The sequence below is a fragment of the Lysinibacillus sp. PWR01 genome, assembly GCF_043359455.1.
Taxonomy (GTDB): domain Bacteria; phylum Bacillota; class Bacilli; order Bacillales_A; family Planococcaceae; genus Lysinibacillus; species Lysinibacillus fusiformis_F.
The window spans coordinates 25,019-39,672 of record NZ_JBHERJ010000031.1; the positions used below are offsets into that span (position 1 = coordinate 25,019).

The window sequence follows — 14,654 nt, forward strand, 5'->3', positions numbered from 1 at the left end:
GGTGAAAGGTTTAGTTAATTTCGTATTAAAAAACAAATTGGCAGTGTGGTTATTAACAATTATCATCACTGTCTCTGGTATTTATTCGGGTACAAGAATGAAAATGGAATCGATACCCGATATTTCGATCCCATACTTAATTGTCATGGGTGTATATCCTGGCGCAACGCCTGAACAAGTCATGAATGATCTTTCCATCCCATTTGAAAAATCGATAGAAAGTTTAGAAGATGTCAAGGCAGTTTACTCAACATCCTCTTCCAACGTAGCACAAGTTCAAGTGGAATACGACTATGGAATTGATATGGATGAGAAAAAACGACAATTAGAGGCAGCTTTAGATAATATTAAACTACCTGAAGGTGCTCAAGAGCCTACTATTATGGCAATCAGCATGAACATGATGCCTGTAGTCGCATTATCTGTAAGTAGCTCTAAGGAAGATATTGTGGATTTAACTGCAACAGTTGAAGACGTTTTACTTCCTAAAATCGAAAAAATTGATGGTGTTGCTTCAGCTACCATCACAGGTCAGCATATTGAACAAGTATCATTTAAATATGATGAAGAAAAAATGGCAGCACTTGGTTTAACGGAAGATACTGTTAAACAGATGATTCAGGCAAGTGATATGTCACTGTCACTTGGTTTATATCAATTTACTGTTGGCGAGCAAGCCGTTTCAGTAGACGGTAAAGTACAATCCGTTGATGAACTGAAAGATTTATTAATCCCAGTTACACCTTCAGCTACAAATCCTTCACCTTTCGTTCGTCTAGGTGATATTGCAAAAATTGAAGTAGAAGGTAAAGTACAATCTGTTTCACGTACAAATGGTCAAGATGCCATTGCTATTCAAATCGTTAAAGGCCAAGATGCCAATACGGTAACAGTTGTCAATGCAGTAAAAGACCTCATGAAGGATGAGGAAAAACGATTAGATGGCTTAAACGTAGAGATCTCTCTTGACCAAGGTGCCCCAATCGAAGATTCCGTATTTACAATGATCGAAAAAGCAGTATTTGGTGGCGCAATTGCCGTATTAATCATTTTACTATTCTTACGTGATTTCAAATCAACTATTATCTCAATTATTTCTATCCCAGTTTCTGTCTTCATGGCATTACTGCTTTTAAACTGGATGGATATCACATTAAATATCATGACCCTCGGCGCGATTACTGTCGCAATTGGGCGTGTTATCGATGACTCCATTGTAGTTGTCGAAAATATTTACCGACGAATTCACTTAAAACAAGAAAAACTTACAGGTCGTGCCCTAATTCGTGAAGCAACGATTGAAATGTTTAAACCAATTCTTTCTTCAACATTAGTAACGGTAGCTGTATTCGCCCCACTTATTTTCGTAGGTGGTATGGTAGGCGAATTATTCATGCCATTTGCCCTTACAATGACATTTGCATTAGGTGCTTCGTTATTAGTTGCCATCACAATCGTACCTGCTTTATCTCACTTCTTATTCCGTAAAAAATTATACGGTGAGAAGACAGAAAGCCAACATAAAGAGGTTGGTAAACTTGCTACTTGGTACAAAGGTGTCTTAGAAAAAGTATTAAATCACAAAATTATTACATCTGTCATTGCAATTCTTTTACTTGTTGGTTCTCTTGCATTAACACCACTTATTGGTTTTAGTTTCATGGGCTCACAAGAAGAAAAAGTTATGTACTTAACGTATACGCCTGCAACGGGAGAGCTTGCTGACGAAACAGCAGCGAATGTTGAAAAAGTAGAAAAAGAATTAATGAAACGTAAAGATGTTAATATTTTACAAGTTTCCATTACAGATGCGAAGAATGTAGATCCTTCAGCAATGATGATGGGTGGAGGTGCTGGTGGTGCCTTAATGTACCTTATCTTTGATCCGGATATGGAAGACTTCCCTAAAGCTCGTGAAGAGGTTGAGGACTATGTATTTAACATCGGTCAGTCAGGAGAATGGAAGTCTCAAAACTTCACTTCTATGTCTATGTCATCAAACGAAGTCAGCTATACACTTTATAGTGATGACTTAGATAAACTTCGAGATTCTGTAAAACAAGTAGAGGGTGCTCTAAAAGAAGTGGATGGCTTAGAAGATATTAAATCTGATAATGAAGATCCATATGTAGGACATGTGTTAAAAGTTGAACAAAAAAATGTCCTTCAATATGGGTTAACAACAGCTCAAATCGTGATGGCATTAAATTCGAATACATCACAAGAAGTGTTAACGACCGTGAAAAACGATGGTAAAGATATTGATGTAATTGTTCAACGTGATGCTAAAGCAGCTGCGACTTCACTTGATGATGTCTTAGCTACTGAAATTAAAACAGCATTAGGCACAACAATGACAATCGGAGAATTAGTAGATGTTGAGGAAGGTACGACACTTAACTCATTATCTCGTTCAAAAGGTGAATATTTCGCAACAGTATCTGGTACGATTATCGGTGACGATATTTCAAAAGCCACTACTGCTGCTGATAAGAAAATTGATAAATTAGATTTACAAAAAGGTGTAACGCTTGGCGTTGCTGGTGTTGCTGCAGATATGCAAGAAACATTCACGAAGCTTGGTATTGCGATGTTAGCGGCCATTGCCATTGTTTACTTCATTCTAGTGGTAACATTCGGAGAAGGTTTAGCTCCGTTCGCTATTCTTTTCTCACTACCATTTGCTGTAATTGGTGCATTCATTGGTTTATTCGTTACAGGTCAAACCATTTCTGTATCTGTTATGATGGGTCTATTGATGTTAATTGGTATCGTCGTAACCAATGCCATCGTATTAGTTGACCGTATCATTCATATGGAACATGATGGTCTTGCCATGCGTGAGGCGATCCTCGAAGCAGGAGCAACACGTTTACGTCCTATCCTAATGACAGCCATCGCAACAATCGGTGCTATGATTCCAATGGCACTTGGAACTGGTGGTAGTGGATTAATTTCTAAAGACTTAGCCATCACTGTAATTGGCGGTTTGTTATCTTCTACCCTATTAACACTAGTTGTTGTACCAATTGTTTATGAAATGCTATCTAAAATGTTAAAGAAAAACCGTAAAGATACTGAAGAAAATTAATAAAAAACAGCCACTCATGCAGTCATTGCATGAGTAGCTGTTTTTTTATTGATCTTCTTTCACTACAAAAACTTCCTTGCTTTCCACACCTGTAGCAGATACAGCCGTAATGCCGTATGTATAGCTATGCTTAGCAAGAGCTGACTTGTCCACAAATTTAGTGAGGCCATCCATATTATAAACAACATCCACTATATTTCGAGGGTCATCATAAGAGCCTTCTTTGTTTCCTGTAAAACGATAAATGACATACTTGCGTGGTTGTGTTTCATTTTCGTCTATAATCTCAATCTTGCGTCCTGCCGCTTCCTTTGTCACTTGCACAAAAGTCGGCACGTTCGGCACTATGTCATCATCCCAAGTTGTTTCTGGTGTCAGTGCTGTGTAATTGTATAGTTGTTGGCTAACAATCGTTGCATAGCCTAGTTTATTGTTTTGAAAACTTCTTAAGGAGAAATGCATTTGCCCCTCAGCCGCAACCTTTTCCGAACGATTCGCTAGTATTTGATTTGGTAATTCCATTTTATTTTTCCATGCTGCATCACTGTCATTGCCCACCTTGTAATCAGCAAGCCCAATGTATAGATGCACAGGGTGCGTTGTTGCGTATGTTTGCACTTCATGGCTCCACCAATCCAGCAGCGTCCCATATTTCGCAACAGATAATGTTCTTGACCAATAAATTTGTGGTGTAATGTAATCAATTGTGCCATTTTGAATCCATGTTCTAACGTCTGCATATAAATCATCGTAATTATTGACACCAGCCCGTGTATCGCTTCCTGTTTTATCAAGCGATTTATTGCGCCATACACCAAATGGTGAAATACCGAATTGAACATATGGCTTTGTGTCTTTAATGGCCGTATAAAGATTTTCTACAAGCTGATTGACATTATCTCGTCGCCAATCCTCCACCTTTTTAAAGGAAGCACCATATTTTTTAAAAGCTGCTTGATCTGGAAAAACTTCATTAGCAATTTTGTATGGATAAAAATAATCATCCATATGAACTGCATCAATATCATAATTGGCAACTAACTCTCTTACTACTTCAACTAAATAGTCTTGTACTTCGGGTAAACCGGGATTTAAATAATATTGCTTGCCATATTTGATAACCCAGTTTGGATGTGTTCTAGCGACATTGTCGGCAGCAAGGTCTGTCAATTTTTGTCCAGACATTGTTACACGATAAGGATTCATCCATGCATGCAGCTCCATACCCCGTTTATGCGTTTCGTCTATCATTATCGCAAGAGGATCGTAACCAGGATTTGTGCCTTGTTTTTTACCTGTTATGTAAGATGACCATGGCGCTAAATCAGACGCATACATTGCATCATTTGTTGGTCTTACTTGATAAATAACAGTATTGAATTTATTGGCTTTTAGTTGATCCAATGTTTGGCGTGTCCAAGCCGTGTACTGCTCCTTTGTCATACCTGCTTTCATATCAAGATTGAGAACGGTTGAAATCCAGACAGCCCGCATTTCCCTTTTCGGCTGTGTCGTGCTCGCCTTCGCTGTATTTACAGGGATTGTCGATAGGCATAATACAAAAATCATCGCGACTAAAGTTAAAAGTTTCCATTTACTATTATTCTTTCTCATATTTCCTCCATTTGCTATTTTTCTATTTTAGTATATGATAAGTGCTCGCTATATGCACGTCTTCGTAGCAAGTTCACCTGATGAAATAAAGCAAATCATACATTTCACTTTTATGCCAAGTTTAATAGATTCATTTTATAATTTCCATATTTTTAAATTTGACCTAGTTTTTGTTTAATTCATTCTTTACGCATAGAAGGACTTTATGCTACAATCAACACAACTTATATAGAACGGAGGGTATTCCAATGACAGCTTCAATTAGACTACGATTTCACATTACTAATTAAATATGTGTACACTTTGCCTGCTGTGCAAGGGAAATGGAATTAGGTCTAGTCTGTTTTAGGAATACTGGAAAAGAGGGGACTTCTACTCCCCTCTTTTTTTGTTGTCTTTTAACTTTCCACACAGGCACTACTGTTAGAAAGGGATGACGAATTTGGAACATTGGAAACGTAATACGATACTTTTTTTAAGTAGTCAAACGATTTCACTTTTTGGCTCTGCACTAGTGCAATATGCCATTACATGGTATATTACGCTTACAACGCAATCAGGCAGCATGATGACCATTGCGATTATTTGCGGCTTTCTACCAACCTTCTTCTTAGCACCTATTGCTGGTGTCTGGGCAGATCGCTATAATCGCAAATGGCTTATTATTTTGGCAGACGGCATGATTGCCTTATCCACGCTAATTTTAGCGATTTTATTTTTAATCGGCTATGATGAGCTTTGGCTACTATTTGTTATCTCAGCCGTACGTGCAGTTGGCGCGGGTATTCAAACACCAGCTGTGGGCGCTATTTTACCGCAATTTGTGCCTGAAGAGCGCTTAATGAAGGTCAATGGCGTAAATAGTAGCATTCAAGCTTTTATTATGATTCTTGCACCTATGGCAAGTGGTGCATTATTAACAATGGCTTCCATTGAATCCATTTTCTTTATTGATGTGACAACAGCGGCTATTGCCATCGCTATCTTCTTATTATTTCTGCATATTCCTGCACATGCAAAAGCAACGCAGCCACAAACAACAGGCTATTTTAGTGATATGAAACAAGGCTTCATCTACATTAAAGAGCATGCTTTCTTAAAACAATTGTTCTTGTTCTTTGCCTTTTTCATGCTGCTTGCTGCACCTGCTGCCTTTTTAACACCTTTACAAGTTACACGTAGCTTTGGTAATGATGTATGGCGTTTAACTGCCATCGAAATGGCCTTTGCCATTGGTATGTTAATCGGTGGGATCGCAATCGCAACATGGGGTGGCTTTAAAAATAAAGTGCATACGATGACATTATCTGCTTTATTATTTGGTCTTTGTACAATGGCTCTCGGAATCATCCCTGTTTTTTGGCTGTATCTTGTGATCATGGCCATTACTGGTATAGCCATGCCAATCTTTAATACACCCGCTACGGTGTTATTACAAGAAAAAGTTGAAAGTGATTATATGGGAAGAGTATTTGGCATTCTTAGTATGATATCTACCTCTATGATGCCGTTAGGAATGCTAATTTTCGGTCCAATAGCTGATATTATTGCTATTGAGTGGCTACTCATCGGTACAGGATTATTACTCTTCATCCAAGGATTTTTCCTTCTGGGCAGTAAAGTCTTATTAAAAGCTGGCAAACCTACTCTCAAGCATATGGATGTTGACACGCTAGAAAAAAAGTGAAGATTTCGTTTTGAGATAATTGTTGATGATAAAAAAAAAATTAAAACTTAGCTTATAAACAATCTTAAATGTATACAGATTTTCTCGACGCTAAAAAAGCTCTACTAAAAAACAAAACAGTCAATTGAAAGGTAGAAATGGATTTCCGTTGCAGGCTACTTGCTTTCCTGTGGGCGAGCGCCGAGCCGCTTCCTCTGCTACCGCTCCGTGCAGGGGCTCGCCTGTCTCGCTATCCCACGGGAGTCAAGTAGCCTTCCACTCCAACCCAAAAAACGTAATCTTTTTAGCAAAGGTTTTCACATAAAATTAAGGTGTTCACTACTCTTTAGGAAGAGGTGTTGTCACGCGTCACTTTTCCACATTGAAAATAAGAGCCTATCCTCTCTCTAAGAATACAAATAATGGGCTATTTAATTGCTAAGCTACTATGAAAATTTGCAGCATGGTTGATTGGAGTGGAGCCAGCGTCACTCCTAGAGGATTTAGCGACCCTGGAGCGAACGTAAGTGAGTGAAGCGGCTCATCGGACGCCCTCTGGAAAGGACGCTGGCGGAACGGAAATCAACCCCTCACCTTGCCAAGTTGCTTTTTCTGCCGTTGACATCCTCTTTTTTCAACAACATGAAAAACTGCATATTATAATTTGCAGTTTTTATGCCTTTAAATGAATTTAAAGATATGTATTAGGAAATAGGGCTTCTAGAATTCCTCCGTACATTTTTCACCATAACTTCATACGCTTTCAATAAAACTAAAATACGAGCTTTCAATCTAATTGAACTAAAATCTATTATCATTAAATATAATAACGATGAATAGGACGTCCTACGTTTCCATATTGTATATCTACTTTTAATAGATTCTGCTTTTCTAAAAAGTCTAGATAGCGTCTAGCTGTAACACGTGCTGTCCCTATATAAGTTGATACCTCCTCCGCTGATACTGCCTCGCCACTTGTCTTTATATATGCAAGTACTTTATCTAAGGTAGCTCGATTAAACCCTTTTGGGAGCTCTTCTATAAGAATGGCATCCATTCCTGTTGTTGATACTACAACTTGCTCGGGAAGACGTTGTTGCATTAAATGATCGACATCATGTTGAGTTAAATCTTGCATACCGCTTATTTTCTTTCTATAGCTTTGGTAATTTTTTAAAGTCTGCTCAATCCGCTCAAACGTAAAAGGTTTCATAATATAATCATAAACACCTAAGTGTAAAATTCGCTGCACAGTGGGCATATCATTCGCAGCTGTTACCGCAATCACATCAACATGAAGATGCTCCTCTCGGATTTTCCCTAACGTAATAATGCCATCTTGCTCTGGCATAAAAATGTCCATAAAAACAAGCTCTGGATTTAATTGTTTAATTTTTTGAATCCCCTCTATACCATTGCTAGCATAGCCGACTAATGAAAATCCTTTGATTTGCTCAATAAATTGCCTGTTCACTTCTCGTACCATTGGATCATCTTCAATTAATAAGACATTTATTACATCCATCTATACTTCTCCTAACTCAAATAAAATTAAGAAACTTGTTCCTTTCATAAATTCACTCACAACTTCAATATCTCCATTGCCCTTTCTTACAATTTCATATACTAAATGCAAACCAATGCCCCGATTTTCACTAGCCTTTGACGAAAATCCATTTTCAAACATACGATCCTGCACCTCTTTGGACATGCCAATCCCATTATCGGAAACCGCTATCGCTAAGACTCCATCATGCTCGTCTACAGAGATGGCTACATATTTATCTTCCTTAGAAAGGACATTTAAAGCCTCAAAAGCATTTTCAATTAAATTGCCGAATAATACAACAAAATCATGATGATCTAATAGAGGTGGAAAGCGTTTAAAATGACTTTTTCGATCAATTTCAACCTCGATCCCCAGCTCTTTGCCATAGCTTACTTTACTTAATAACAAACCTGAAATATTTTCATTATGAAAGCGTTCATTTAAAAACTTCGTCAATGAGGCTTCATTTTCAGTAGTCACTGTAACATATTCAAGTGCTTGCTTTGTATGTCCCAATTGCAGTAGTCCTGCAATCGTATGAATCTTATTTTTATGCTCATGGGTTTGCACACGTAATGCTTGAACAAAAGCCTTTACACCCGTTACTTCCTCCGCAAGCTTTTTCACAGCTGTTAAATCTTTAAACATAGCAACTGCTCCGACTAGCTCTCCATTCACAATAATGGGTACACGATTACTTAAAATACTATGATGATTAATGTAAAGCTCTTGATCATAAACAGGTGTTGCTGTTTCAACAATTTCAGGCAGACGGGTGTCAGGCAAAACATCATAAATCTTTTGTCCAATACAGTCCTCTATTTTCCTAGAAACCCCTAAAATATCGGCCGCTTTTTCATTAAAAATGGTGATATTCATTTCCTTATCAACGGCTATTATTCCCTCATGCATGGCATTAAAGGTTTCTGTTCTTTCCACATACATTTTTGCAATTTCATGAGGTTCAAGCCCAAACATTTGTTTTTTTATATGTCGTCCGAGTGTATATGCACCGAAAATACTGAAAATCAGCGATATAACAATCGTTATCATAATTTCACGCTCATAACTTTGTAACATTTCCAGAAAATCTGGTAATGAATAGCCAACTACTACAATGCCCACTTGTTCCCTTTTATCATTTATAATTGGCACGAAAGCGCGTATCATAACACCGGATTCTCCACGTGCCTTCGATACATAATAATGTTCACTAAACGCTGCGTTTAAATCCTGCGACTCACTGCGCTGTCCTAATTCCTTACTTACTGGGTGTGATAGTTTAATACGTTCCATATTCATCACAACAATATACTCGGCCTTATGAATCACTCTAATGCCATCTACAATTTTATTAATATTTTTTGCAGCTTCTTTTATGTTGTCATTTTCCAAATGTACACTAAGCTCTGGTACATTTGATACAGTTCTTGCCACAAGCATTGCCCGCTGACCAAAGTCTTTTTCCTGTTCAGATAATAGGTTACCCAGTAAAAAAATACCACCTAGTAAAAAGGAGAGTGCAATGATTAAAAATGTCACTAACAGTATTTTGCCGTTCACAGGCATTTTCATCATTAAAAATTCCTTCCTTTCAAATTTGCATTCTCAAAATCAGTGGCATACATATCGATTATATGTTTTTAAGATTATCTGCAAAAAAATCTTTTGACAACACCTTTAGTCTATATAAGTAGCAGAAAATATTGAATTTAATGAACAATATTACAAATTGACAATTTAAAAAGAACTTTTTTATCACTCTATATTTTTGTATTATAACAATAATTAATTAACTATAGCGTACCATAACAGAGATAGTTATTGATATTACTATATTTATATGTAAGGATACGCAAATGTACTTAATGAACGTTATGTTTCTTATTTTCTAAATCTCTTTTTTCAAGAAGTATTCGCTATGATGATTCTATTGAAAGCGATATCAAAGAGAAAATTTAGAAAAGAGGTAGCAAAAAATGAAATTACTGAAAAATTTGACTGTTCAGGTTATAGTGGCTATCATCCTTGGGATAATTGTCGGAGCCATTTTCCCTGAGTTCGGTGCCAGTTTAAAAATCTTAGCAGACCTATTCATTAAATTAATTAAAATGTTAATTGCCCCAATTATTTTCCTAACAGTAGTTATTGGAATTGGCAGTATGGGAGATATGAAAAAGGTCGGGAAAATCGGAGGGAAGGCATTACTTTACTTCGAAATCGTTTCCACAATTGCCTTAGCAATCGGAATTGCTGTTGCTTTAATCGTAAGTCCTGGTACAGGCTTGGATACTTCAGGTGCATCTGATGCTGATATTTCGAAATACACAACTGCTGCGGCTGAATCTGAGCAGGGCTTGGGTGCATTCATTTCTAGTATTATTCCAGAAAATGTAGTTGGTGCATTGGCAACTGGGCAACTATTACCAGTTCTATTCTCAGCTGTTTTATTTGGCTTAGCAGCCGCTTCAATCGGTGCACCCGCAAAACCAGTCATCACATTCTTTGAGCAAGTAGCAGAGATATTCTTCAAGATCGTAAGTATGGTGATGAAAATATCACCAATCGGGGCTTTTGGTGCAATGGCCTATACAATTGGGAATTTTGGTTTAAAATCTTTAGGTAATCTAGGTCTATTAATGGCTGCCGTATATATTACAATGTTTTTATTTGTTGTCTTTATTTTAGGTACCATTGCAAAGTTCTTTGGATTCAACATCTTTAAATTTATCGCTTACATCAAAGATGAAATTTTCTTAGTCATTGGGACATCCTCTTCTGAATCAGCTCTACCATCTATGATGCGAAAGCTTGAAAATTATGGTTGCTCGAAGCAGGTTGTAGGTTTAGTTGTTCCTACTGGGTACTCCTTTAATCTAGATGGGACTTCCATCTACCTATCAATGGCTGCCTTGTTTATTGCACAAGCATATGGAATGGAACTAACTTGGATTCAAATCATTACACTACTCGGAATTTTAATGATTACTTCTAAAGGTGCAGCAGGCGTAACAGGCTCAGGTTTTATCACATTAGCAGCAACTTTGGCTGCCTTCCCAATGATACCAGTGGAAGGAATAGCACTTTTAATCGGTGTTGATCGCTTTATGTCTGAGGCTCGTGCTGTAACAAATTTAATTGGTAATGGTGTAGCTTGTGTTGTAGTGTCAAAATCTGAAAAAGAGTTTGATGTAACGATGGAAGAACGTGCACTTCAAGGAAAGACCACTATTTCTTCCTAAGAAAAATGGTTGTGATGATAGCCATCGCCGTTTCCACTATCACTCAAAATGTTTACACTCTAGTAAAAAAGTGAAAGTTAATAGTAAGAGGTGATAGTGTATGGCTAATAAAAAACAGGCGAAAACACGTAATACGAACAACCCTGATGTATTGGATACAGATAAAGAAAGCATTTTTGATAAACATGAGGACATGAAAACAGTTGATCCAATACCTGTCGAAGAATTGAATGAAAAAGTGAAAGATGAACAACATAAATCCAAAACAAAGGATTCTTCCGCAACAGATAAGCGCTATCGATCATGTAAAAGTTGAATTTTAAATTATCGTGCTTCAAAATGAATAAACATAAAAAGTCGACCTAATCCATTATTATAATAGGTCGGCTTTTTATATACTATTTGTTAAAGGAGGTAAATCATGAGTAATATACCAATTATGAAAACGGAGAGGTTACTATTAAGACCTATTACACCTCAGGATTTAGAAGCAATGTATGACTACTCTTCCCGTGAAAATGTCGTGCGTTATGTGACATGGCAAGCACATACAAGCTTAGAGGATACAAAAGCTTTTATGGCATTAATTTTTGATGGTTATCAGCAAGGCAATCTGATGTTATGGGGTATTGAATATGCAGGAACAATTATTGGAACAATCGATTTTGTTACGATGAATGACACCCATAAATACGCGGAAATCGGTTATGTGCTTTCTGAGGATTATTGGAACAAAGGCTTCACAACAGAAGCAACGAAAAAACTCATTGACTTCGGTTTTAATGAATTAGATTTAGTACGTATCCAAGCACGATGCTTTGAAGAAAACATTGGCTCCCAAAAGGTTATGGAGAAATCAGGTATGCAGTTTGAAGGGTTATTACGCAAAAGTATGTTTGTTAAGGGTCAATACCAAAATGTGAAAATGTACGCTATAACTGATGATGATTATAGGAAACTCTAGCAAATAAAGCCTTGCTCCGTATGCAAGGCTTTGTCATGACAACCATTTTTCTACACAATATATCTTTTTAGCTGTTGCATCTAGCTTTACTTGTTTCCCTATCGCTATTGGATGCATAGGGTGTGTATGACAAATATCCACCTCTGCTAATATAGGAATTTCTATTCCATCCAACTGTTCAAGTAGAATATCGTAGGGTTGTCGCCCCGTTCCTAAATCATCATAGCATTCATGTTTCCCCAAAATAATCCCACTAACTTTGTTAAAGACACCATGCAATTTCAGCATAGCAAAATTCTTTTCAACAATAGCAGCATTTTTTAAGCAGTCCTCCACTAATAAAATGTCACCTTCCAAAACTTCAGGGAAATAAGGCGTACCAATAAAACCATACATGGCATTAGCATTCCCACCAATTAACCTCCCTTCAGCAACCCCTTGCTGAATCGCTAACCATTCATTCTTTTTGAGCTGCTTATCGACTGTCTTCTCTAGCCAATTAACAGGTTCATCTGACCAATAAGGAGGCATTGGAATTTCATATGGTAATGCTTGCGGCTTCAAGAAATAATGCTCAAAAAATTTGAAGGTATCATTTACTAAAGGTTCAAACTCGCCAAAGGAAGGTACGAGGGCTGGACCATAAAAAGTTGATATACCCGTCTTTGCATAAAGTGCCAGTAGAATGACCGTTGCATCCGAATAACCTACTACAATTTTTGGGTGTTGACGAAAAGCCTCATAATCAATATAAGGTAGCATGCTATTGGCATTGGTGCCCCCGATGGTAGACATAATCATATCCACATTCGGATTGCGTAGTAACGCATTCAATTCTTCTGCTCTTTCCTTTGGAGAACCTGAACGATAATAATCTGATTTGCCAGTAAGAGAACCTGTCACGATTTGAAAATTTTCCTCCTCCAGAAACGTTTTAGCACGTTCATAACGTTCCAAAGCCGTCACCGTTGCTGGTGAGGATGGTGAATAGATGCCGATGTTTATTTTTGAAGTCATACGCTAGTTCCTCTCCCAATCAATAGTTTTGACATATAATATTCATTGATATATTGTCCATCTACATACAGCGAATCCCTCTTCGTTCCCTCAATATCAAAGCCCATTTTCTTATACAAAGCAACACCCGACTCATTATTTTCCATAACGGTTAGTTCTAGACGATGTACATCATTATCCATTGCCCAATTTTCTACATGATGAAATAAAGCCGTTCCAATCTTTCTTCCTCTATAGTCACTATGTATGCCTATGACAAGATAAGCACGGTGAGCAATTCTTGTCGGCTCATTGCCCTGTACAATTAAGTACGCCACAACCTGCTCATCTATTTCAGCTACGAACAAAGCTGAGTGTTGACTATGATGTAGCTTGTCTATATACTCCCCAAATGGCTTAGGTGTTAAATTGCGCTCACCTGGTCCAAATAACATAAAATTCGATGCCTCTGCATTTGTCATAACAGCTATAATTTGTTCACTGTCATGTCGGGTTGCTTCTCGTATAATCATGTTGAGCACACTCTCCTTCTAAAATTTCGTCACCTGAATCCACATTTCTTTTGTATTCATTTGGATATTCCCACCGATAGGGAATGTAAAAATCGGCTGTGTATGACCAAAATCCACATCATATAATACAGGGATAGTTTTTAATAGTGGATGCTTGTCTAAAATAAAATGTAATTGTTCTTCTGTCATAGCGGAAGCTCGTTGAAATCGACCTATTGCCAATCCTTTAATTGGAGTCGTTGCTTGCAATAATGACGTGAGATCACGTGCAAAAATAGCAGGATTCACAAGCTCATCATCCTCTAAAAATAAAATACAATTCGATAAATCAGGCATGTAAGCTGTTCCTTGTAATAAATTTAATGTGCATAAATTACCACCATAAAGCTGCGCACTCACTTCCCCTTCCGAATAGACCTTCCAGCCGGCTGCTTCAAAATGACGATTTTCCTGATCTATATACCATGCATCATCACTCCAAACGCTAGATGCTACTAGGGGAAATGGATTCTTCTCCATTAAACATTTTTGAAAATAGGACAGCTGATATTGTTGTGCTTGCGCCATACGAAAGCTAGAAAAGTGTGGCCCTGAATAAGTGATAAAATTGCATTTTTTAGTAATAGCTATAGCTAAGGCCGTGATATCACTAAACCCACAAAGTATCTTCGGATTTTCAGCAATCATTTGATAATCTAAATAAGGTAAAACCTCATTACAGTTGTATCCACCAAGCACCGTCAGTATTGCTTTCACCTGTGGATCTCGAAAAGCTTCATGTATATCCGTAACACGATGCATGATGGATGAAGATTGCTGCAAATCACACTCAAAAATGTGGTGACCAAACGATATGCGAAACCCTAATCTCTCCAGTATGGTCTTCGTTTGTTCAACCATCTCTACTTTTAAAACTTGGGCACTTCTACTTGGAGCAATGACACGTATCTCATCACCCAATGTTAATTTTGCTGGTATTCTCATATTTTCTATGTCCCT

General features: G+C 37.5%; 11 protein-coding genes. 5 read left to right on the forward strand and 6 right to left on the reverse strand.

What is annotated here, in order from left to right; genetic code table 11:
- Position 1: 1 nt before the first annotated feature.
- Positions 2-3,091 (forward strand): efflux RND transporter permease subunit, encoded by a 3,090-nt coding sequence (locus ACEVFT_RS04020; protein ID WP_393948226.1) that lies wholly within the window; start codon positions 2-4, stop codon positions 3,089-3,091.
- A 45-nt stretch (positions 3,092-3,136) separates the two neighbouring features.
- Here ACEVFT_RS04020 and ACEVFT_RS04025 read toward each other — a convergent pair whose 3' ends face one another.
- Positions 3,137-4,705 (reverse strand): glycoside hydrolase family 10-like protein, encoded by a 1,569-nt coding sequence (locus ACEVFT_RS04025; protein ID WP_342442598.1) that lies wholly within the window; start codon positions 4,703-4,705, stop codon positions 3,137-3,139.
- A 433-nt stretch (positions 4,706-5,138) separates the two neighbouring features.
- On the opposite strand from ACEVFT_RS04025, the gene ACEVFT_RS04030 reads away from it, so the two are divergent.
- Positions 5,139-6,392, forward strand: a complete 1,254-nt coding sequence (locus tag ACEVFT_RS04030) for an MFS transporter (RefSeq protein WP_393948229.1) — start codon at positions 5,139-5,141, stop codon at positions 6,390-6,392.
- A gap of 796 nt (positions 6,393-7,188) precedes the next feature.
- Here the strand turns inward: ACEVFT_RS04030 and ACEVFT_RS04035 are convergent.
- Both ACEVFT_RS04035 and ACEVFT_RS04040 read right to left on the reverse strand, forming a co-directional pair.
- Positions 7,189-7,896: a response regulator gene (locus ACEVFT_RS04035; protein WP_393948230.1), complete on the reverse strand. Its 708-nt coding sequence runs from the start codon at positions 7,894-7,896 to the stop codon at positions 7,189-7,191.
- Positions 7,897-9,498 (reverse strand): ATP-binding protein, encoded by a 1,602-nt coding sequence (locus ACEVFT_RS04040; protein WP_342442596.1) that lies wholly within the window; start codon positions 9,496-9,498, stop codon positions 7,897-7,899.
- Between the two features lie 401 nt (positions 9,499-9,899).
- On the opposite strand from ACEVFT_RS04040, the gene ACEVFT_RS04045 reads away from it, so the two are divergent.
- The 3 genes from ACEVFT_RS04045 (at position 9,900) to ACEVFT_RS04055 (ending at position 12,126) form a co-directional block, all read left to right on the forward strand.
- Positions 9,900-11,162 carry a dicarboxylate/amino acid:cation symporter gene (locus ACEVFT_RS04045; protein ID WP_342442595.1) on the forward strand — a complete coding sequence of 421 codons (1,263 nt, stop codon included), beginning with the start codon at positions 9,900-9,902 and terminating at the stop codon, positions 11,160-11,162.
- Between the two features lie 100 nt (positions 11,163-11,262).
- Entirely contained in the window at positions 11,263-11,478 is a 216-nt protein-coding gene (locus tag ACEVFT_RS04050) for a hypothetical protein (RefSeq protein ID WP_393948231.1), read from the forward strand.
- A 105-nt stretch (positions 11,479-11,583) separates the two neighbouring features.
- A complete protein-coding gene (locus ACEVFT_RS04055; RefSeq protein WP_393948232.1) occupies positions 11,584-12,126 on the forward strand; it encodes a GNAT family N-acetyltransferase in 543 nt (180 codons plus the stop codon).
- 33 nt (positions 12,127-12,159) lie between these two features.
- On the opposite strand, the gene ACEVFT_RS04060 is transcribed toward ACEVFT_RS04055, so the two are convergent.
- From ACEVFT_RS04060 to ACEVFT_RS04070, 3 genes are read right to left on the reverse strand one after another with little or no spacing between them, the layout of a single operon-like run.
- Positions 12,160-13,143, reverse strand: coding sequence for a S66 family peptidase (locus ACEVFT_RS04060; protein WP_393948233.1), 984 nt, complete (start codon positions 13,141-13,143; stop codon positions 12,160-12,162).
- Entirely contained in the window at positions 13,140-13,655 is a 516-nt protein-coding gene (locus ACEVFT_RS04065; RefSeq protein WP_393948236.1) for a GNAT family N-acetyltransferase, read from the reverse strand. Before ACEVFT_RS04065 ends, ACEVFT_RS04060 begins: the two co-directional genes overlap by 4 nt.
- An 18-nt stretch (positions 13,656-13,673) precedes the next feature.
- The gene (locus ACEVFT_RS04070) at positions 13,674-14,639 is read right to left on the reverse strand and encodes a S66 family peptidase (RefSeq protein WP_393948238.1); all 966 of its coding nucleotides are present in this window, start codon (positions 14,637-14,639) and stop codon (positions 13,674-13,676) included.
- Between the last annotated feature and the right edge of the window lie 15 nt (positions 14,640-14,654).

Coding starts and splice junctions, on each gene's coding strand:
- ACEVFT_RS04025 (WP_342442598.1), bottom strand. CDS start 4,705: ATGAGAAAGAATAATAGTAAATGGAAACTTTTAACTTTAGTCGCGATG.
- ACEVFT_RS04030 (WP_393948229.1), top strand. CDS start 5,139: ATGACGAATTTGGAACATTGGAAACGTAATACGATACTTTTTTTAAGT.
- ACEVFT_RS04035 (WP_393948230.1), bottom strand. CDS start 7,896: ATGGATGTAATAAATGTCTTATTAATTGAAGATGATCCAATGGTACGA.
- ACEVFT_RS04040 (WP_342442596.1), bottom strand. CDS start 9,498: ATGATGAAAATGCCTGTGAACGGCAAAATACTGTTAGTGACATTTTTA.
- ACEVFT_RS04045 (WP_342442595.1), top strand. CDS start 9,900: ATGAAATTACTGAAAAATTTGACTGTTCAGGTTATAGTGGCTATCATC.
- ACEVFT_RS04050 (WP_393948231.1), top strand. CDS start 11,263: ATGGCTAATAAAAAACAGGCGAAAACACGTAATACGAACAACCCTGAT.
- ACEVFT_RS04055 (WP_393948232.1), top strand. CDS start 11,584: ATGAGTAATATACCAATTATGAAAACGGAGAGGTTACTATTAAGACCT.
- ACEVFT_RS04060 (WP_393948233.1), bottom strand. CDS start 13,143: ATGACTTCAAAAATAAACATCGGCATCTATTCACCATCCTCACCAGCA.
- ACEVFT_RS04065 (WP_393948236.1), bottom strand. CDS start 13,655: ATGATTATACGAGAAGCAACCCGACATGACAGTGAACAAATTATAGCT.
- ACEVFT_RS04070 (WP_393948238.1), bottom strand. CDS start 14,639: ATGAGAATACCAGCAAAATTAACATTGGGTGATGAGATACGTGTCATT.